Origin of the sequence: Vibrio tarriae (genome assembly GCF_002216685.1) — a bacterium.
In the GTDB taxonomy this organism is placed as follows: Bacteria; Pseudomonadota; Gammaproteobacteria; order Enterobacterales; family Vibrionaceae; genus Vibrio; species Vibrio tarriae.
In genome coordinates this window covers 735,769-755,979 of the sequence record NZ_CP022352.1, presented here as the reverse complement: position 1 = coordinate 755,979, position 20,211 = coordinate 735,769, and the positions used below count along the sequence as shown (strand labels likewise).

The 20,211-nt window shown below is 44.8% G+C and carries 22 protein-coding genes and 2 pseudogenes; 7 read left to right on the top strand and 17 right to left on the bottom strand.

The window, feature by feature from the left end:
* Positions 1-42 precede the first annotated feature (42 nt).
* Positions 43-213: a hypothetical protein gene (locus tag CEQ48_RS20575; RefSeq protein ID WP_373419677.1), complete on the top strand. Its 171-nt coding sequence runs from the start codon at positions 43-45 to the stop codon at positions 211-213.
* A 131-nt stretch (positions 214-344) separates the two neighbouring features.
* Here the strand turns inward: CEQ48_RS20575 and CEQ48_RS03960 are convergent.
* Positions 345-804 (bottom strand): annotated as a pseudogene (locus CEQ48_RS03960) (IS5 family transposase); the annotation flags it as partial.
* On the opposite strand from CEQ48_RS03960, the pseudogene CEQ48_RS03955 reads away from it, so the two are divergent.
* Positions 801-1,077 (top strand): annotated as a pseudogene (locus tag CEQ48_RS03955) (IS5/IS1182 family transposase); the annotation flags it as partial. The pseudogenes CEQ48_RS03960 and CEQ48_RS03955 sit on opposite strands and share 4 nt — an antisense overlap.
* Before the next feature lie 286 nt (positions 1,078-1,363).
* On the opposite strand, the gene CEQ48_RS03950 reads toward CEQ48_RS03955, so the two are convergent.
* Positions 1,364-2,404 carry an ROK family transcriptional regulator gene (locus CEQ48_RS03950; protein WP_181710668.1) on the bottom strand — a complete coding sequence of 347 codons (1,041 nt, stop codon included), beginning with the start codon at positions 2,402-2,404 and terminating at the stop codon, positions 1,364-1,366.
* A 17-nt stretch (positions 2,405-2,421) separates the two neighbouring features.
* Positions 2,422-3,252, bottom strand: coding sequence for a glycerophosphodiester phosphodiesterase (locus CEQ48_RS03945; protein ID WP_089070317.1), 831 nt, complete (start codon positions 3,250-3,252; stop codon positions 2,422-2,424).
* A gap of 213 nt (positions 3,253-3,465) precedes the next feature.
* On the opposite strand from CEQ48_RS03945, the gene CEQ48_RS20465 reads away from it, so the two are divergent.
* Genes CEQ48_RS20465 through CEQ48_RS03925 form a run of 5 tightly spaced genes read left to right on the top strand, consistent with a single transcriptional unit; the run spans position 3,466 to position 7,408 of the window.
* Entirely contained in the window at positions 3,466-3,819 is a 354-nt protein-coding gene (locus CEQ48_RS20465; RefSeq protein ID WP_198301081.1) for an ATP-binding cassette domain-containing protein, read from the top strand.
* Entirely contained in the window at positions 3,743-4,543 is an 801-nt protein-coding gene (locus CEQ48_RS03940) for an ABC transporter ATP-binding protein (protein ID WP_258164890.1), read from the top strand. Before CEQ48_RS20465 ends, CEQ48_RS03940 begins: the two co-directional genes overlap by 77 nt.
* Positions 4,543-5,412, top strand: coding sequence for an ABC transporter permease (locus CEQ48_RS03935; RefSeq protein WP_089070316.1), 870 nt, complete (start codon positions 4,543-4,545; stop codon positions 5,410-5,412). Before CEQ48_RS03940 ends, CEQ48_RS03935 begins: the two co-directional genes overlap by 1 nt.
* Entirely contained in the window at positions 5,412-6,314 is a 903-nt protein-coding gene (locus CEQ48_RS03930; RefSeq protein ID WP_198301079.1) for an ABC transporter permease, read from the top strand. Before CEQ48_RS03935 ends, CEQ48_RS03930 begins: the two co-directional genes overlap by 1 nt.
* Positions 6,311-7,408: an ABC transporter substrate-binding protein gene (locus tag CEQ48_RS03925; RefSeq protein ID WP_198301078.1), complete on the top strand. Its 1,098-nt coding sequence runs from the start codon at positions 6,311-6,313 to the stop codon at positions 7,406-7,408. The genes CEQ48_RS03930 and CEQ48_RS03925 overlap by 4 nt, the downstream gene beginning before the upstream one ends.
* Before the next feature lie 286 nt (positions 7,409-7,694).
* Here the strand turns inward: CEQ48_RS03925 and CEQ48_RS03920 are convergent, their stop codons facing one another.
* The 14 genes from CEQ48_RS03920 to CEQ48_RS03855 form a co-directional block, all read right to left on the bottom strand.
* Positions 7,695-8,129 carry an aegerolysin family protein gene (locus tag CEQ48_RS03920; protein ID WP_089070314.1) on the bottom strand — a complete coding sequence of 145 codons (435 nt, stop codon included), beginning with the start codon at positions 8,127-8,129 and terminating at the stop codon, positions 7,695-7,697.
* Positions 8,130-8,371: 242 nt separating this feature from the next.
* Positions 8,372-9,847 (bottom strand): ATPase, encoded by a 1,476-nt coding sequence (locus CEQ48_RS03915; protein ID WP_089070313.1) that lies wholly within the window; start codon positions 9,845-9,847, stop codon positions 8,372-8,374.
* On the bottom strand, positions 9,847-10,107 hold the full coding sequence (locus tag CEQ48_RS03910) for a hypothetical protein (protein ID WP_000331793.1): 261 nt from the start codon (positions 10,105-10,107) through the stop codon (positions 9,847-9,849). Before CEQ48_RS03910 ends, CEQ48_RS03915 begins: the two co-directional genes overlap by 1 nt.
* Before the next feature lie 2 nt (positions 10,108-10,109).
* Positions 10,110-10,487, bottom strand: coding sequence for a hypothetical protein (locus CEQ48_RS03905; RefSeq protein ID WP_089070312.1), 378 nt, complete (start codon positions 10,485-10,487; stop codon positions 10,110-10,112).
* 3 nt (positions 10,488-10,490) lie between these two features.
* Complete coding sequence (locus CEQ48_RS03900; protein WP_089070311.1) at positions 10,491-11,141, bottom strand: hypothetical protein; 651 nt, start codon at positions 11,139-11,141, stop codon at positions 10,491-10,493.
* Positions 11,141-11,482, bottom strand: coding sequence for a hypothetical protein (locus tag CEQ48_RS03895; RefSeq protein ID WP_089070564.1), 342 nt, complete (start codon positions 11,480-11,482; stop codon positions 11,141-11,143). Before CEQ48_RS03895 ends, CEQ48_RS03900 begins: the two co-directional genes overlap by 1 nt.
* Positions 11,483-11,522: 40 nt before the next feature.
* Complete coding sequence (locus tag CEQ48_RS03890) at positions 11,523-11,885, bottom strand: hypothetical protein (protein ID WP_000989817.1); 363 nt, start codon at positions 11,883-11,885, stop codon at positions 11,523-11,525.
* 4 nt (positions 11,886-11,889) lie between these two features.
* Positions 11,890-13,866: a phage tail tip fiber protein gene (locus tag CEQ48_RS03885; protein ID WP_089070310.1), complete on the bottom strand. Its 1,977-nt coding sequence runs from the start codon at positions 13,864-13,866 to the stop codon at positions 11,890-11,892.
* Positions 13,866-15,473 carry a hypothetical protein gene (locus CEQ48_RS03880; RefSeq protein ID WP_089070309.1) on the bottom strand — a complete coding sequence of 536 codons (1,608 nt, stop codon included), beginning with the start codon at positions 15,471-15,473 and terminating at the stop codon, positions 13,866-13,868. Before CEQ48_RS03880 ends, CEQ48_RS03885 begins: the two co-directional genes overlap by 1 nt.
* Before the next feature lie 72 nt (positions 15,474-15,545).
* Positions 15,546-18,065, bottom strand: coding sequence for a right-handed parallel beta-helix repeat-containing protein (locus CEQ48_RS03875; RefSeq protein ID WP_232477796.1), 2,520 nt, complete (start codon positions 18,063-18,065; stop codon positions 15,546-15,548).
* Entirely contained in the window at positions 18,065-18,694 is a 630-nt protein-coding gene (locus CEQ48_RS03870; protein WP_069217328.1) for a phage adaptor protein, read from the bottom strand. The genes CEQ48_RS03875 and CEQ48_RS03870 overlap by 1 nt, the downstream gene beginning before the upstream one ends.
* A complete protein-coding gene (locus tag CEQ48_RS03865; RefSeq protein ID WP_089070307.1) occupies positions 18,694-19,293 on the bottom strand; it encodes a hypothetical protein in 600 nt (199 codons plus the stop codon). Before CEQ48_RS03865 ends, CEQ48_RS03870 begins: the two co-directional genes overlap by 1 nt.
* Positions 19,294-19,295: 2 nt before the next feature.
* On the bottom strand, positions 19,296-19,760 hold the full coding sequence (locus tag CEQ48_RS03860; RefSeq protein ID WP_089070306.1) for a hypothetical protein: 465 nt from the start codon (positions 19,758-19,760) through the stop codon (positions 19,296-19,298).
* 57 nt (positions 19,761-19,817) lie between these two features.
* Complete coding sequence (locus tag CEQ48_RS03855) at positions 19,818-20,198, bottom strand: hypothetical protein (protein WP_089070305.1); 381 nt, start codon at positions 20,196-20,198, stop codon at positions 19,818-19,820.
* Positions 20,199-20,211: the final 13 nt, after the last annotated feature.

Here is a 20,211-nt window from a genome sequence, read left to right as displayed (position 1 = left end):
CCAAAAAAAAAGCGTGAGAGGCCTTGTTGTTTCAGTGCTATTGTGATTACAACAGCGTTGATGATGAGACGCATCTTTGCAATGCCGTTACGAACTTTACAAGGATTCACTAACTCAATATTTACGCTTCATTGCAGTCTCCACATTACACCTGTATCAGTCGCCGTATTAGACAGGTTGAAATCTCATTCAAATCTCAAATTTCTGGAGTGATAAGACATTTAGCTATTGATGCCAGTGGCTCAAGGTTTACGGTGAAAGTGAATGGAAAGTCAAAAAGCTCGGCACGGACGGTAAGTGCAGAGTTTGGCGAAAACTCCTTATGGCTTTGTTGCGTAATTCGGTCAGAGAACCAAAATGCCTGCAATTGAGTAGTTCTTATACAACACACTGTGTTCAGGCATACCAAGCCCCGTAAGCTTGTTCAGCGCTTTAATCATCGCGTAAGTTTCACCAACAGTTTCTCAGGCTTAACCGTCCACCGAACAACTGCTTCACTCGATACATTGCTGTCTCTGATAGTGAGCGTTTATGATAGCCGTACCGCTTTTTCCACTTATTGTTGGAGCCGTAGAGCTTCTGGCAACCTACCGCTAAGTTCCTAGGGTGGCCATTCTCCCAGAAGGCTGCCCCTTCTCTTGGAGGGATGAGTGGAATAGCTCGCTTGAACCGTATGGCATCATGGCAATCCCTTGTGTCATAAGCGCCATCACCAGATATCTCGATTATTCTTCGGCGTGTTTGCTCGAGCAAGTTAGGAAGGACTTCTGCATCGGTAACATTCGATAAACTCAGTTCTGCCGAGGGAAGGCGCAGCCTTCTGGGAGCGAGGTCATCCTCGCAATCTAGCGGTCGGGTGTCAGAAACTCTATGGTTCAAATGAGCATTGGAAAAAGAAGTACGGCTACCATAAACGTTCTCTCTCAAAGACAGCGATGTTTCGAGTGAAGAAACTGCTTGGTGGGACATTAAGCTTAAGAAATTACAATGCTCAGGTTGGTGAGGCTTATGCCATGATAAAAGCGTTAAACAAGCTCACAGGACTTAGGTATGCCCGAAACGATGGTAAACGCCTAACAATCAGTCATGTTAGGCGTGTTTTTAACTGAAATCGAATGAAGGTAGAACAACTTTTATTAAGTTTAAATTTTTGTCAGATAGGAAATTTATTCTATAACACTTTTGCGCTTCCATGCACCTTCAAGCTTACTGAGTCAAGGACGAGCAGTAGCGTATTGAAAATACACCAATGTGGCGGTAGTGACTAAGTTACATCTATGCGTGAAACTACAGCTATTGGAGGTAAAATCGCCAGTTCTTAATATAGCTCCATTCAATATATCAACAAAGCCACTAATAGTAATTATAAATAAAACTCTCTATAAAAAGGAATAATTGATGCTCCAAGACAAGAGCTACGCTCTCCATTTGGTGATAAAATCAAAGTCGGTGAATTTGCATCGTCTGGCGTAAGATGGGTGACTCTTTCTGCCAATATATTGAGTATTTTTATAGAAGCTTCATCAGGAAGAGAACCACCAATAATAATGAGTTGAGGGTCGATCCATTGAATGCAGTTTGATAATATTTGCTCAATCTGTATAGAACTTCTTTCGACCCATTGCTCTAAAGGTATATCTTTATTTTGAATAAAATCAAGATATGATGGCCGTTCTTTACCATATGGGAAAGATAGTCCAACTTGACCAGCATTATTAAACCCTCCTTTAAATAAAATCCCGTTATAAATAATTCCAGCTCCAATACCAAAGCCTATGTCAATAAAAACCATCGTAGAAAATTCTTTCTTGACATTAAAATAATATTCACCGACTACAGATGCGTTGACATTATTTTCTATATATACTGGATATTCAAAACATTCCTCTAAAATAGTAATTAACGCTGGATCATTGAAACACTTAAGAGTTGGAACACAAACCCAATTTTGATGAATATCTTTATATGCAGGTAACGAAAAACCTATACCTAATATCTTTGTTTTAGGTATTTTTGTTTTTATAATGCTGGTTCTTACTAACTCTTTAATTGAATCAAGTGTTTCCCTCAAATTAAGCGAGTGAATTATTGGTTTACTTTCATAAAATACGCTTAATCCAGACAAATTAGAAATAGATATTGCGATAAAATTAGGCTCTATACTGATGCCAAGCGAAAATGCTCCTTCAGAATTAATCTCTAATGGAATAGGTGGTTGGCCTCTCCCTATTTTTTGTCTTTCTCCTTCTCTAATTAGCCCCATGTTGATGAGTAGTTTCGACGCTTGTGTGACACAACTAGGCGTTAGACCAGTTATCTCACTAATCTGAGCACGACTAATCGATCTATGCTTTGACACTATCGAAATAATTTTTCGATGATTCATTGTTAATGTATCAAACAAATAATTCTTTATGTTCATTAATACGCAACCATGTTTGCCATTTTTATCAATTTTATCATATAATTCACATCATCATGGCTAATCATATCCACTAGTCCTTCGCGAATCCAATTAATTATTTCTTTTTCCGCGTCTACACCAAACTTATCGACATAGTTTTCTGTAGGTGTTTTATTATTGCTATACGCATGTAAATACAAACGAGTTCCTAAACCATGTTGTTTATAGGCTCTCAGATCGTCAACATGTGCAAACTCATATTCAAAACAAACACAAGATGCATTTGATAGTAGTACACACTCTAGTTGATTATTGTAACGCTCAAGAGTCACTACCTGTAATGCTAGTTCGGGAATTAATTTTTTAACTTTATTAATTAATACATGATCAAATGAGAGCAGTTGGATAAACCCAACAGAGTTTGGAATTGAGTGTAAAATCTCAACAAAACAATTTACAAATTCTTCTTGTCTGATTCTTTGTTTAGCTTCAACGATAAGCCCAACACCATTAGCTATTGACCATCTTAACACATCGCTAAAAAGAGGAATTTTTGTGTTTTGAAATTCACTAGAAAATTTAATCCCAAAATCAAAGTTTAACAACTCAGCATATGTCAACTTATCGACAAACCCACTTCCAGTCGACACTCTATCGATAACATGGTCATGAATAACAACTATTTGGTTGTCCTTCGTTAGCTGCACATCTATTTCAATACAGTGAGTACCAGCCCGCAATGCACCTTCAAAAGCTGGCATCGTATTTTCAGGGTAAGCCTCACTATACCCACGGTGGGTATTAGCAAGAATAATACCATTTTTCGCATTATGGAATTCAAACTTCATAGTCTCGTCATCTTCAAGTAATGTTTAAGTCTTAATTAAATTAATTAAAAAAACATAATGTGGCAATACATTTATTTATCACTTGTAACTAATTGAATAAAAAGGACATTTTTTAATTGTGATCTTGATCTTAGAAAGTTAAATTCATTATGATAATTTAATAAGTGCAAGCCAAAGAATGGATAGGGAAAATGAATGATAGGGATAGAGAGCATGACTGATAGATTGATCCTCAAAAAAATCACGAAGTACTTTGACAACGGTTATTGTGCTGCAAATGAGATATCTCTAAATGTCAAAGAAGGAGAATTTGTTACTCTTTTAGGACCATCAGGTTGTGGAAAAACGACTCTTTTGAAAATTATCGCAGGGTTTTATTCCCAGGATAGTGGGGATGTCCTGATCAATGGACGTGTTGTAAATAGGTTGGCTCCTGAGCATCGCAACACAGCTATGTGCTTTCAATCATATGCCTTATTCCCTCATATGAATGTATCACACAATATCTGCTTTGGACTGGTACAACAAAAAAACCCCTCTCGATCAACAAATATCAAAATTAAATAAAACTCTCAGCCAAGTTGGTCTTGTGGAGCACAGGTTAAAAATGCCTGCTCAATTGTCTGGAGGACAACAGCAACGAGTAGCTCTCGCTAGAGCAATTATCACATTGCCAGACGTAATTTTATTTGATGAACCACTGTCGAATCTTGATGCTAAGTTGCGAGACAGTGTTCGTATGGAGTTAAAAGAACTTCAAAGAAAATATAAGCTTACTTCGATCTATGTGACTCATGACCAATCTGAAGCTCTATCTTTATCTGACAAAGTCGTGGTGTTGAATAAAGGCAGTATTGAACAAATGGGAACACCAAAGGAAATCTATAACAACCCAGCAAATTCATTTGTTGCCGATTTTATCGGTGCAGCAAACATTCTCGAAGGTACTATCGAAAAGATTGAAGGACAATCAGGATTAATTAGTTCCAAAGTTGGTCATTTTTCATTTTCATCTGAATATCCAATACAGAGTATTGAGGGACAAAATCGTTATTTCTGCTTCAGGCCAGAAGATATCAAGCCAAATATCAATAATATTGAAACAAATACTTTAGATATCCATATCACTAAAATATCGTTTATTGGAAATTTGATAGAAGCATATGGTATCACTCAAGGATCAGATAAGGAACTTCGTCTACAACTGTCTAAAAACTTAGATGTGCAAGAAGGTCAAATATATTCTTTCTTTGTTAGGCCTGAGCATATAAAACCTTTGGAATTAATCTAATGTTAAGACTATTTAAAGAAAATGGATTGGCTTGGTTGCTAATGCTCACTGGAGTAGGAACAATTCTGCTTTTAATGGGATCAACAGTCTATACCATAGTTATGCAATCATTTGGCTACTATAACATGAATGGAGAAAGCGGATTCACTTTACAATATTGGGTTAAAAATCTGCAGAGTCCACAAGTACAAAGTGCACTATTCTACTCACTTAAAGTTGCAACACTTGGCGCTTTGTTTTCAATTATAGTTGCATACCCAATTTGTTTATGGCTACGTAATGAAATTGTCGGTAAAGAGATTATTGTTTCCGTGATGCGTATTCCTATGTTTGTTACGGGTCTAGTTGCAGCATTTTTGTATGTCAATATCATCTCATATCACGGTATTCTTAACCAGTTTTTTATATATATTGGTATAACTGAACAACCGTTGCGCTTACAGAATGACTCCTTTGGATGGGGAATAATTATTCTGCAAATGTGGAAAAACATCCCTTTTGCTCTAATCCTTATTTCAGGATCAATGAATAGTATTCGCGCTGATGTTCTTGATGCGGCAAGTAATTTAGGAGCATCAAAAACTCGCAAGTTTTTTTCCGTGATTGTTCCATTAACTCTACCCGCTGTTCAGGTTGCTCTAATCCTTATTTTTATCGGTGCCTTAGGTGATTTTGCATTTTACTCTATTGCCGGACCACGAAACACTTATGCATTAGCTCGATTGATGCAAGTTACTGCAATGGAATATGCGGAATGGAATAGCTCAGGTGTTATAGCTGCAATAATAATGCTTACATCCGGTATTGCTGCCACTATCATAACTTTAGTAATCAAGCCATTCTCTCGCAAAAAAGGAGAAGTGAAGTAATGAATACCCTAATCAGCCGAAGTAACTCCTTGAAGCGCTTGTTTAATAAAAATGAAAAAAAACCTAAGATGAAAACAACAAATGGGAAGAAAGTCACTAAAATTTCAATTATTTTCTTTTCTATTGTGAATTTTATCTGGATAGGGATTCCTATCATAATGGCGATTCTGTGGTCTCTTGTAGACCCAGATCACCCTTGGGCATATCCACAATTATTTCCAGAAGTGCTGTCATTTGGTCGATGGTCATACATGTGGGAAAATACCTCTCTTGCTGAAGCTATTTGGAATAGTTATCGTATTGCTCCTACGGTCGCTATTACAAGTATTTTACTCTCTATACCAACTGCTTATGCACTTGGTCGTTTAGAATTTAGAGGTAAGCATATTTGCGAAATGATTGCCTTAATCCCCTTAGTTATTCCGGGGATGGTAATTGCAATTTTTTTCAGTTCAGCTCTTTTGAATCTAGGTATTGAAAACCAATTCATTGGCATTGTAATAGGCCATACAGTATTAACTCTACCATATTCCATTAGGATCATGGCTGCAGGATTTAAATCTGTTCCTCAAGACATGATTGACGCAACCCGTAATTTAGGAGGAAACTATTGGGCAGTATTTTACAACGCATTTTTCCCATTTTTAAAACCAAGCTTATTGGCAGCAGTTATATTCTGCTTAGTCAAAAGCTTAGAAGAGTTTAGTATCTCTTTCGTACTTGGCTCTCCAGATTTCATCACCGTGCCTACTATACTGTATTCTTTTTTAGGATATTCTTTTGTACGCCCAGATGCAGCTGTAGTTTCGATGATTCTAGTAATTCCCAATGTAATTTTAATGATTATTATTGAAAAACTTTTAAAAGGCAATTACGCCTCTCAATCAAATGGAAAAGCATGATGAAACTATTAAGAAAAGTATTTACATTAACTGCAATTTCAGCTTCATTCTTTGTTAATGCTCAAACTTACGAACAGCTACATCAAAGTGGCATTAATGATACTCTAATAAAACAAGCACAAGAAGAAGGCTCTGTTATTTTCTCAGTTTGGTATCTACAACCAAAATGGAGAGAGTTTGTTAGCGAATTTGAAGAAAAATATGATGTCAAAGTCCACATCCCAGAAGGCTCTCTTGATGGAACATTTAATAAACTTTTGGCTGAGCAAAAACGGAATAATGGGCGCATGGATGTTATTGCGTTAAGCCCTAATCAAGTTAGTTTAGCTGTAAGTCAAAATGCTATTACGAGACTAGATAAAATTAATAATTATGCAAATGGTGTTCACCGAGTAAGTAATATAGATTTAAACGGTTATGCAGTGGGATTCTGGGGCAATAAAACTGGATTAGCTTATAATTCTCTTCTTATTAATGATAAAGATGTTCCTCAAACGTTTGAACAACTTCAAAAATTTATTGATACTAATCCAAACCGATTTGGATACAATGACCCTAACACTGGTGGAGCCGGAGCAGGCTTCATTGAACGTATGGTGGTAATTAATTCAGATCATTTTAACCCTCAATCAAAGCCCAATGAAGAGATCAGTGCTAAATGGTTGAAAGCTTGGCAATGGTTCAATGCTAACAAAAAGAAAATGGTTATATCTGCTTCTGGGGCGGATAGTATCAACCGTTTAAACGATGGAGAGATAGCCATTGCTCCCGCATGGGAAGATCACCTACTTGGGCTACAAAATTCAGGGGCTGTTTCTAAAAGCTTAAAATTTTATGTTCCTGAATTTGGTATGCCTAGTGGAGGCAATGTTGTTGTAATTGCAGCAAATACCCAAAAACCAGCTGCATCATTACTTTTTACAAACTGGTTAATTGATCCAGAAACACAACAACGTATGCACGAAATATTTGGTTCAGTCGTTATGACGAAATCGAGCCAAGATAAACCTCAAGCAGAGGTTCCTAATTTTGATAGGGATCTCAGTATTGAACTCAAAAAGCAATTTATCAATAAAGTAGTGTTAGGAAACTAACAGAATAGATATAGGTGGTTCTTTTAAATTTAAGGCAGTGGTATTTCATATAAAAGAACCACCTCCTAAGCATTAAAAAATAAATAATTAAATCTAGGAGTAAAGTTAGAACCATTAGAAAATATAGCCGAACAAATTTTAGCATCTTGAATTATTTCCATAGAATTATGTATAAAAATTATCGCTGGGAATATGAAAATATTGACTTGTAGACTATATAAAGCCCAAGCATCTTAATTATCGGATACTTGAGCTTATTTCCGTTTTAATAATCAAAAATTATGGGTTAGATCTTGGTAGTTTGAATGATGACAGTACCGAGCGCGCCGGAGTCTAAATTTGCGCCTGTTTGAGACGTGATGTACTTATTGAATGGAGGCTGAGGGCCTGATGGCGTCCAAGTTGAAGTGTTTGTTTTACTTCCCCAAGGGCAATCCCAAGAATAAGTCCCAACGTGTGTTGAACCGTCGTATAGTTCGAATGAGCCTTCTGTACCTGATGACGCATCCGAGCGACCACAAGCATTAATCGAGAACGATGTGCCTCTTTCAATAATGTGTCCATCTATCGCACTAGGCTCATATTCGTTATCTTTGCTACCACCCGCAGCACCGATCTGTTTTGAATCATAAAACTTGCCCCAAGAATGACTCACATTTTTTAGAGTCACATCATAGTTGGTTGCATAAATCGTAATTGTTACCCATTGTGCATATGCCATGAGAGTTACCTTTCCATTAGACGTTTAAGTTTTTATGTTTATCCAAAGGATAAACTTTGTGCTGTACTCGCTTCATATGTAGCAACGAGCACTTCACTAAACAATCTAGTCCGTTTCTCTCATTATTCTCGTTGTCTTTATTTTTCTGTTGTCACTAACACAACCTTTATGAAACCAAGTGCAATCATGTTAAAAGTTAATAATCCTTCAATCTGTAACCTGAATTTAAAAAAACTGAAATTCTAAAACTTCAACTCTCCATTCGGGGTAGTATTCCACTCATGGCGGTTAAGTAGGCTGTGGCTGCCATACTTCATCGCATCTCTATTGTCGGTTGGCTGAGCAGCACCATACACCCCAGAATCCTCATAAATTTTTTGAGATTGCTGGCTTTGGCGTAATCGTTCTAACTGTTGCTGCTTCTTCAATTCGGCTTCGTGATTCGCCTTTATTGTCAGAACTCGCTGATAGTTATGCTCCAACGCTTCGGGTGTCAGTTCTGCGAGATTCATGGATTGACTGAGCTCATTGATGAATTGGCGCTTTTGTGGGTCTTCGCCTGCCCATTTCTGCGCAGCATTTCCGACTTCACGATTGGATTGATTCTCACCTAATCGTCCATACACTTGATTAATCATCGATTTTCTTTCATCAAAGCGAGCATTAACCACGGAAATTTGCTCTGGGGTGGGTTCCAACAAGTCATTCAGCGCTGCAGTACGGTCTTTTTCAAGCTCAGTCACCGCCTCTCGCCACTGCTTATCCATTTCAGTGCGTGATTTTGTCTCTGCCACATTGAAAAGGTTGGCATAGTGCTCGTTGGTAAAAAACTGCTTAGCCATATGGATTTGACCTGTCACGTCTTTCATTAACGCATCGAGCGGGATCACTTTTACGGCTTCTTGGCTACCAGCCAAACGGCTTTCGGTTACTGGCGCGGTTTTGGTCGTGCCATCCTCATAAGTGACTTTCAAACCGACCACCACGCCCGGCTGATCGCCTTCGCGATTTGGGTCAATATCGGCAACAAAATCATGACGCAGATACTCTTTATCCTTAATCACTTTACCCGATTCAGGATCTTTATCGCCAATCCCTTGCTTAACATTACGCTCAAGCAACACGCCCATCGATTTGGTGAATTGTGAGTCTTGGTAAGAAATAGAGCCATCAAGCACTTTAGGCATAGTCGATTCGATATCAAAGGCCGCCTGTACCACACGAGGTGTATAACGGCGCGGGTCGTAAGCACCGCCCTTAATGTGTTCCTGCTCAAACAAGGGATCAAGTTCTCCGGTTTCCATGTAACGTTTGAGGCCAGATTGAATTAGCGGCAAATTCTCCTGCATGTAAGCCATTTTCTTTTGCTGATTGAGCTGGTATTGGCTCAGTGATTTTGCACTTTTCTGCGCATCAACCTGTACAGCAAGTAGTCGATCACGCTGGATGCGATCCTCCTTTTCTCGTTTAAGGCTATCTTGATAACGTTTATCGGCTTTTTCCGTTTCAGCCTGACGAAATGCCTTCTCGTCTTGATAACGTTGCTCGTTCTTGGCTTCAATCTGAGAGAGTCTTGACCGCTCATCTTGATAGCGAGCCTCGTTGCGCTCATCCAATTTCGCTTGGCGTTCATTATCCGCTTTACGCTGGTAGTAACCTTCTGCGACCTGAAATCCGCGGATTGCACCGTCAATAGCGCTGCGTGTATCTAACTGCATTAGAAAAGCTCCCCTAGAATCAAACCAGCTGCCGCCCCCATCGCCGCGCCCATGGGTCCACCCACGCTACCCGCTTGCATGCCCGCCATCATGCCCATGCCAGCCCCCGTGGTGACACTGGATAAACGCTTGGTACGCTGCGCGTCTTTGAGGCTTTGATTGGTTTGATTACGCTGCTCTTCACGCTGGGCAGACTCTTGCATCCCTGCCAATGCACGTTTGCGGGTATCTGCACCTAAATTCAATAAACTGTATGCCATGATTAACGCACTTTAAGCTGTGATAATTTCCCTTTTGCGCCACCGCTGAGCACACTCATCGCACGCTCTTGCTCGTTCTCACGCAAACTGTTCTTGGCCGTCACCTGTGCCAGAGAGAGCTTGGCGTCATCGTTAGAATTGGTGTCTGCCCCAACCCCAAAACGTGCCATTTGGTTAACATTCGCAAGCCGCGCACTCTGTTGCGCGCTCGAAAAATTGGCTCCAACTCGGCCAAGTTGTTGTGTCAGTAACTCGCCATTTTGTGTTTGCTCTAAAAGCTGTTTTTGCTGCGGATAAAATCGCTCTAACCAGTCTTGATACATGGCATGAGTGATATTGGCGTAGTTATTGGCCGCCGAACCTGAAACATTAACGCTCATCACTTACCCTCTGTTGAGTACATAGTTCTGATCCATGCCCGCTTGACCTTTCAGCGTCTTAGTATCGACATTGACAAAGCTCGTATCTGGCTTGGCACGGTTCATGTACATACTGGTTCCAATTCCCGCTAACGTCCCTACAGCCTGAGCATTCGCGCTACGTCGGTTAAACGCTTTGGCGGCATCGCTTGTGGCTTTTTTCAAAGAGAGCCGCGCGGTCTCTTCCATACCAGCCAAGCCTTCGGCTTTCTGACCAGCACCGAGAGCGACGATATCTTGCTTACCCACCACATACTTGTCCTGCTCATTGACTTGAGCGCGGTTTACGGTATCGCCCTGAGCGAGAGTTTGGTCTGTCGCCAAACGGCTTAACGTTGCTTTAAATGTTCCGGAGCTCGGATCAACACCGGAGGCCACAAGATTCTCAGTGGCCGCCTCTCGCGCTTTGCCATACTCGCTTTGATAATTTAAATCTGCCGCCTGTTTCACGTCGGCCATATTGGCCTCTGAGTTAAGGTTGTTCACTCGCCGTATGAAGATATCTTCAAACGCTTTGAGCTCTGTGTTGTATAAGTTCCACTCTTTCGCCGCAACTTGGGAAGCGGCGATTTCCGCCGAGGTTTCCTGAACGCGGCCATCTTTTTTCCCACCCATTAGATCTCCTTGCACCAAGTCTCAACATCACCGGTTTCGATACAACAAAACCCACCGTCAATAAGGCTTACTTGCAAAGCTTTCACGGCAGTATTCAGCAGTAACCTCTTGGCCTTTATCCGCTTAGCTAACTGCTCTACCGTCGGTAAATGGCGCTTAAACGCACCTTTTCTATTGCTCCAAGCAAACAGTACCCATACCTGCATTTCACCATTGTCCAAACTGGGCTCAAGGACGAAGAATCCCTCCTCCACCAAAAACAGCGAAGCCCTACCATCGAGTAGGGCTTCGTCCACTTGTTTGGCGAACCGGTGCTGGTTGCGCTTCTCGGTCTGTTCCATCAACGGCAATACTCGAGAACGCCACGATTCGTAAGACAGTTTATAAAGACTCATCGACAAACCATGTTGGTCTCAATGGGCGAGACTCTTCACGTAAATCGTAACGTCGCACGGCTTCGCGATAGGCCAACATTTCAGCAAGCTTTGGCGATGTCACTAACCGCTCTCCTTGATAGGTCGCCGTTGGCAACTCCATAAAATCGGTAGCCGCAAGTTCAGCGCGCGCCCAAGCCCTTTCATTGACCTCATGACCGTCAAGCCACGTTTGCCGTAGTGCCAATCGCTCATAATAAAGTTCATCGGAGATGTTTCCGGCATCATAAGCCGCCTTGAACGTGTGCCAGTCGGTCACTTCGCCTTGGAAGTAAAAGCGATATGGCTCTTTTTCAGTTGTCACCATCATGCCATCACCTTGGGTCAATACTGTTATTGATAGAGGCCGACATGTTGACGATCACCGCACCATCGTGCAGCGATGTTAAACGCAGCCGAAAGCGTAAAGATTGGGAAGCAGAGTAAGTCCAGCCCGAACCCAACAGCGAACGACGACTCGCAATGTGCGCCTCTTCGACAGCATAACCGCTGCTCCCTCCTCGGTAATAAGTCAGCGCAAAACTCACCCCTGCCACATTTACGGTCGTGCCTACCGCATTGGCGGTATCGGTTCCGACAATCCTTGCCTCGGCAACGACTCCACCACTGAGATTGATGGCCTGTACAAAGATTTGTAAAAAACCAGAGCCCCCCACTCTTGGCCGCCTCACCGTAAAGTTAAATACTCCATCTGGAATAGTGCGGTAACGTGCTCGGTTCATAGTATTAATGGACACATCCCCTGCTGGGAAAAAATCCACCGGAGCGGTAGCGCCATCACTGTAGTAGCTTGTTTCCGGCAAGGTCACTCGAACCGATTCAGAAGTGACCACTAACCCGCCCCCTAACGCAGAAGGGTAAGAGAGGCTGGTCGTCGCGTTATCCCCAAATGTGGTATAGAGCACTACCGATTGATAGAAGGTGCTGGCGATAATTGTCGCCCCTTTGATCACACCACCATTAATGGTGGTCCCTTCGATGTTGCCACGAAAATAACCATTATTGGCCTGTAAATTGTTGGTTTGTAAGAGGCCGTTTGAGTGAATAAAGGTGTGATAGCCGCTATAAGGACCACCCGCACCGAATCCTGCGTCACCGCCTCGCAATTGACCGGTATGAATAACAGGCGAAGCGATTTCGATTCCCACCTTCACTTCATCGGCCACAATGGTTTGTGCTTGCAGGATCTGAATAGTCGCTTTTTCAATGATCGCTTTGGGGATCACGACTGCGCCATTATCAATCGCGAACGTCGGCACTAAGGTTCCGGGCTTATTGGGATCGTAGACAAAGAATTGACTGGCACTGACTGCCACTTGGCTGGTGCCATCGCTCTTAGCAATCAAACCAATCCCAGCGCCAATCTCGCCCGCTTGCGCTTTCGCCCCCCACATTGCCTTAAATGCCACGCTCCCATCTTGATTGATGGTCGCTATCGCTTGGGCATTGGTTTGCGCGGCGGCCTTGGCGTTACCTGCGACGGCTTCAACGGTATTCACTCGCTCGGCTAATGCTTGATCTGCATTTGCAAACACCGTCGAGACATCAAGAAGTTTCGCTTCATTCAACGCGGCTTGCGCCTCATCTCTTGCCAGTGAAGATGCATGAAGCTGAGTCACTTGAGCCACGAAGGTTTCTGTCGCACTTTTCAATTGGCGCTGGATTTGCGAGATCAGCTCTCCAGAAGCCGCCAGCTCACTATCCAGTTGTTCCAGCAAAGTCTGGGGCGCTTTAGCGCTTATCTCTTGTTGCAAGAGTTGAATAAGCTCGGATTGTTTTAGCTGCTCGGCCAGCTCATCAATCACTTGACCAATGTCTTGCGAGGTTTCACCCACTATCCCGTTTACGCCATGGTAAGGTCCCGCAAAATTCTTCGTATTGATGAAGCGAACCCAGTAATAGAATCGGCTCCCTGCATTGACCACATCAGAAAACACATTAGCCGGCGTTGTAGCCACGACTACCGCTTGAGAAAAGTCATTGTGATTTGCCCGCCATACTTCAGCGTATGCAAATCCTCTAAATTGTGGCGTATCCCATTGCACTAAGATGGCAGTAAACCCACCAAAGGCTTGCACGTGGTGGGGTGCATGCGGGACTTGAACCAAACTCGATGAAGATTCGCTGCTTTGATTCACATTCGATTGCGCGTTTTTCGCATTGAGCGTAACCACCTCTTTTTCGGTCACCGCTCGGTAACGACCATCGCCACGTTGCCCTGTTAAAATTTCGACGTTTTCGTACAACGCCTCCAGTGAACGTCCTGCCCGAAAAGGCGATCGCTTTGCCATCAGTACAACTCCGAGAGGCTATCTGCCATGACAATCCGCTCGACCTGACTGGTCCCTTCTACCTTGATTTGCCATCGGCTGCCGCGTACTGCGGGCAACCGAAATGGCGCGTGAGTGAGCTCGCCCTGTTCCAGCTTGAAAATCGCCTCACCATCGACGATAACCGTTACCCTTAAACGTTCAGGCGCTTTCGCTTCAAGGCGAGCGCAAGTCAAAAAGGCGTGCTGAGGAATAAGAAAAGCTTTGGTTTGCCATGTCATGGCGACCGGTTGATGACCTCGTTGCCAAGCGTTAAGCGTATTGCCCTTGGCAATGAACAACGTATCGTCATTCAAGTAGTGAAATGCACTATCCCAAGTATTCGATAAACGTGTCAGGCTGTGCGTACTCGGATCAAAAATAAACGCTCCGCCTTGGTATTGAGCGATATATTGGCCTTCGGCAACCCACGCTTTGATCGTCGTTGGCATGAAATTCTGCCAACTCTCTCTATCCATAATGCCTTCGGTGATGACGATGGCGCTCGTTCCCGAAATCGCGACTAGACCATCCGGCGAGGCATACATCGCCATCCCGTTTATAACGACCAAGGAGGGGGCACTCACACAGGCTTGCTCAACATTAAGGCGCATGCTGGTAACCATACTCGGTGTGACACCAGAAAAGAGGTATGGTTTGCCTTTAGTGACTACAACCAGTGACGTTTCAATCGGAGCGATGGCTACAATATCGTCATCCGTAACACCACGATGACTCTTACTCCACGCATAGGGCAAATAGGCTTCAGAGAACATCACCTCGTTACCCGCAAAGCCGGCGCAAATGCCATTCGCCATTGTGCACAGTCCCTGCATATTGGCATCGGGCATATCGTAGTCCCATGTTTCAATCGGTGGTCCATTGACATTGCGTGCCGAATCTAGGTACTCGGTTTGGCTGATGGGAAGCTCAGCGACCAGTAAATAATCCCCAACTCCGCTTGCAGATACCGAACGATACAAGCGAGTGTGAGTGATATTGTGTGTGTTGACAGACATTGGCGCGAGTTGCACCGTCACCGTCGAGCCAGGTTTCTCAATCAATACAGGGACACTCGGCAAACCCGGTGCCCCTTCTTCCCCAAAGCGTGTCACGTAGGTTTGAATGTAGAGCCTGTCTTCATCATCGTAGGCGGGTAACTCGCCCTCAGGGGGATTGTCGCCGGTCGTCGCATCGACCTTAATCACAACGGGCTTACCCATAGGTCTTGGCACACCTAAGTCATACCACGCGGCTGGCATTTGACCTTGTGTAACCGCAATATCTTGTGCGGTCACCTTGGGTTTACCTTGCCCTGTCCAATAGGCTCGTTGATAAGCATCTTGCGCCATCGGATTAGCAATCACACTCACGCGTTGAGTGAAGGTAAACCAATGTGAGTGTGCATAATAAAACAGCGTGACCGGTGACAGAGTCGCCAAGGTGCCATGCTCTTGATCTGAGCGCATCGGCGCAACCACGCCACGCTCATAAGTGCAGTCAAACGCCAGAGAAGCCGCTTCGTTTGGCAATAGATGAGACTCAAGGCGAGGTATTTCACCTTTCATTGTCGAGATCTCAATACGCATACGCTCCCCTTAAAAAAACAAACCCTACGGCCACAAACCGCATCGGAAAATGACTCAATCTCTCTTTCTGCATTAACTGCCGCCGGTCCAGTTCGCCAGCTCATTCAGACTCACCTTGTATTCCACCGAATAACGAAACCATGGCGAAACGCCTTGACCCGCTAAATTCATAAATCTGACGACCAACCCATTACTGATCTGCTGCACAAAATAAGGTAAGCAAGGCTCTTCAGGGATGATCTGCGGCGCGAATGGCTCAGCAAGTAAAGTCGACCCAGAAAAGGGAAAGTAAAGGTTAAAATCATTGGAGGTTTGGTTTTGGTGCCGGCCATGGCTTCTCACCACGCCATCGCTGTACACCTCAACAACTCGCCAAGCACCACTGACGCCTGCGATGTTTTCTGCAAAGACTCTTTTCAGTAATCGGCGGCTCGACTCTTTACCCACCCAGAGGTACTCAAATTCAATCACCGAAAAACTGAGGCCACTGGCCGTTTCCGCCCTGAGTTTGCGCCCCTCTCCAAACACATAACTTGGGTAACATTGTAAAACGCCCTGCCAACCTATCCCCGCACCAGCACTGACATACACAGGTCTTGGCAGAGTACCTTCTGCCCCCAAGGCAGGCAGATAAAGCTTATTCCCCCCCATTTTCAGGGTGCATCCCGAAGTGCTGGGCTGAGCAAATGAGGCGCAAACAGGTCGCCAATACTGGGAAACATCTAGCTCGTTTTCGGTCAATTCCAAGGCAAACGCGAAGAACGCCATATCAAAGAAGGCAAAACTGTTGCCCTCATTCGAGCTGCATTCCAAGCGATTACGATGAACTTTGAGTAATCGCCCCAAAGCAGCACGAGCGATACTGTGGGACCCTAGACGAACTTTGCCGCGGTTATTGGAGAGATCGATGGACCAAGCTCCACCGCTTCTCAATTCGGCCACCAACACGCGATTCACCTCATCCCACTGGTTATTCGCTATCTCTAGCGACCACTCATCCACCACGCTGTGACTCACACTGACCAATCCATCACCAAGAAAGTTATTCAGTTGGCATCCATCCACGCGAATATTGGGATGCATTGAGGCCGTGACCGAAGGATTGGCGTGTGCACGCAGCAATCGAGCTTGAGGATTTAACGACGTGAGCTTCGCACCTAAAATGGCTACTGAGCCGTAGTTAACCACTCTTTCCCCACTGGGAGAGTCGAGGGTTTCCAGATAACAGGCGTTCCCAGAGGGGCAGCTCAATACAAAGCTGCCCCCGCGAATTTGGATATTGCCGTAAGGAATAGGTTGTCCCGTCACAAAGGTGGAAGCGTTTGGGTAAGCGGCAATCAGCATTTCTGCTGTCCCAGAGCAGTTGACTATCTCTACATTGCCCCCACCCTGTACCTCAACAATTTTTGACACATCATCAAATAAGCAGCCGATGAGCAGACTGGGTTTGCCTTTGACTAAATTTCTTTGTGTGAACTTCACCGAGCCGATGCGCCGCAGCACACAGCCACTGAAAATCACACTCTGCGCCCCCGTGTTATTGGTGGTTACCTGCGTACAATCTTCAAAGACGCAACCAATCAACTGAACCCCATCGGTTTGCGACTCTAAAGCGCCCTCCACTGTATGGCTAGAGAGAGACGCGGCCAGTCGAATTGCAGCATCCCCCACTTTTTTAAACTGACAGCCGATAAACGCCGTATTGGTGGCCCGACGAATATATACCCCTTGCTTACCCCACTGCGGATTGCTGTCCTCTCGCTCACCTGTCAAGGAAAGACCAATAAAAGTGACTCCGTCGACTTGGGTATCCGCACGACCAACCCAAAATGGGTATTCGGTCGCACCAAGCGTTCGAGTCAGGGCTCCACCAATCACTTTGACCTGATTTTTGTCGATGATGAGTGCAGAACTCGGCGCAACCATCGGCCTATCCAGATAAATGATTGAGCCGTGGGTCACCTGCTTATTGAGCCTATCGAGTCCTCGATAGACAGAGACGGGATCATTGGGATCTGTCACAAACTGGCTGGCATACAGCGTTTGCGTACCGATTTGCACAAAGCAACCTTGACCCACACCCGACCAACTTAAAAATGTGTTTACCGTCTGCTCTTCGCCATCCCAAGCTTTTAGTGCATCGAGTGCTATGACCTCTGCGCCATTATGCTCCGAGAAATCTCGCTCACTATCGAACACAAATAAGCCGCCGCCTGCATAACTCCCCGCGTAAAACCCCGCGACAGAAAACTGTTTCCCGTCAGTCAGCTCATAGGTCGGCAGCGCTTTTAAATGCGAAACATGAATCACCGCAATCTGCGTCGCCGCTTCAGAGCGGTCGGCATGCAGCGCAGAGCGAGAGGCTTGTTCGGTGGCAATGTGCGCCGATAGCGCCGCTTCTCTTGCTTTCGCCGTCGTATTGATAGCATTCTCAGCCACTTGCAGCGCTTTCGCGTTGACGTTACTACTGAGCACATGGGCACTCGAATCCACACCAAACAGCGCTTGAGTGTATAGATCCACCAGCTCTGCGGTGGATTTCTCGAGCGCATCAATCGTTTTCACCAGTGCTTCCATCGACGGCGAACTCATTAACGTGCCCCTTCACTGCTCTGGATCATCTGCGCCTTAGCATTATCGGTGGCTGTCTTATCGCCCAACGCGGTAGCAAAGGCTTGTAAATGCAACTGAGCTTTTTGGCCTTCTGCAGGATTTTGCGAATCTTTGTTATAGGCTCGGTACATCACAAAATCCGACACTACCCCTAAATAGATCTCAGGCAGTGGAAAGGCATCGCTTTCGCTCGCCACTTGTAACGTCCGTGAGTAAACCAGCTCCACATTGACTGGTGCTTGAGGCGACGGGTATAAAAACAGGGTGGTTTCATCGAGCTCATTACGCGTCCAACAAACAGGTACCCCTGCGGTTTTACGCCACTCTGGATAGAGTTGATTGAGTTTATGAATATTCACAAACTGCGCCGCCTGTTGATTGATGTGGTTGACCGCCAAAATTTGATAGGCATCCGCCGGTAGACTGACTTGATAAGAACTTGATTCGATCATCGCCGTTGTTCGAGATAAATCAGGCCGGCGAATCACCATGGCTGAAATGGCATCATTCACAAAGTCCATCAACTCAGGGCGCGACCAGCGCACATGTCGAACATCGATGAGATCGCGCGCAACGCGATCAATAAGCCCTTTAATGGTGACGCTCATCAGAAGAACTCCCGTTGACGTACCGGATTGGTAAAGACCTGTTGTTGACCCGTTTCTAAGCCAAAACGCTTAGCGCAGCGGATCGCCTCAACAAACCACGTTCGATACTCACGACCCAGCGATGGATTGTGCCAATCACTATCGGGTTGCAACATCAGACAATGGGCTGCGCCATAACAGATCGCTTGGCCATACTCATCCCAAAGCACTTTGGGTAAGGTCTGTGAGTCACGTTGTGGCTCTATCGCACAGTGGATGAAAAAATCTTCCCCCTCCCTTAGAAAGCGCAGCTCATCACGACTGGTTTGCAGATAATCAATACCTTTGATTAATGCCGAGCCGTTATCATCCACCACCGCCATCAACTCAGCAGTGGTGTACCGACCAACACTCGGTGAATTCAACTCAGAGCTACCCACAATCGCGACTACTTGGTGCGCACTAACCCTGTCGATTGTTCTCGTGTAACGCACAAGACCACTTTCTCGGCAAAACTCTTGCCCAGCTTGCAGCAAAGCACTGTGCAGTAATGGCGCAAGTGAGACATTGACCAATTGCCGAAGGGTAGGCACAAACTGTTCGATAGCGACGGTTTCCATAATCACTCCGCGAGGTTTGCCGGTTCACTCTCTTCACTCATGCGACGCAGATAATCGCGCACTCGTACTCGATACTCTGTCACCTCTTCCTGCGCGCCTTTGGGGGCAATATCTAGCTCATTAGCAGCGATCAGCGTCTTTAACTTGGCTGAGTTGAGCTTATCGAGATCCAACTCCTCACCATTTAGCATCACAACCATGGAAGCCGCTTTTTCTTCTGCCTCCTGCATTGCTTCTTGCACTGCCCGTTGATGAGCCATCGCTTGGGCCTTTTCATCAAGAAGCTTCAGATGATCCTCTAACTCCTCTTCCGTTATCCATACGCTCGGAAAATCCAGTAGCTGATAAGCCAAATCTTGTTCAACCAACACCGGCTTATGGCGCGGAAACACCAGCCTAGAGCCAGCGACCGTGTCTTTTTTCTTTGGCTTAGGCCCGATATAGACCACAGCAATTTTATGCGTCATCACTCTCTCCCAAAAATCAAAGGAGGCTCTTAGCCTCCCTCTCTACTGTGGCTGGGCTTAATACCCAACGTTGACGTACTCCGGCAAGATGAGAAGCTCGCCTGTGGCGACACCACCTTTAATGGTGACGTTCAGGGTGCCCTTTTCTTTGAGGTACACGGGTTTGATCGGGATCTGCTTGGCGACTTTATTGGCGACCGCTTCCCCAAGCGCTAGGGCGATATCGTTGACTTTGATATCGACGCTGACCGAGGCTCCAAGCCCATTGGTCACTAGACGTACCCCCGTCAGCTTTAAACCAATCGGCAGCTCCAAGACAGCGAATACCGTGTCGATAGGCGTGTTTTTGGCGCTGAGTTTTCCTTCTTCAAGCGATAAATTGCCATGCGCCCCAACGTAGACGCGGTTGTTAAAGGTTTCACTTTGTCGATGAGTCATTCACGTTTACTCC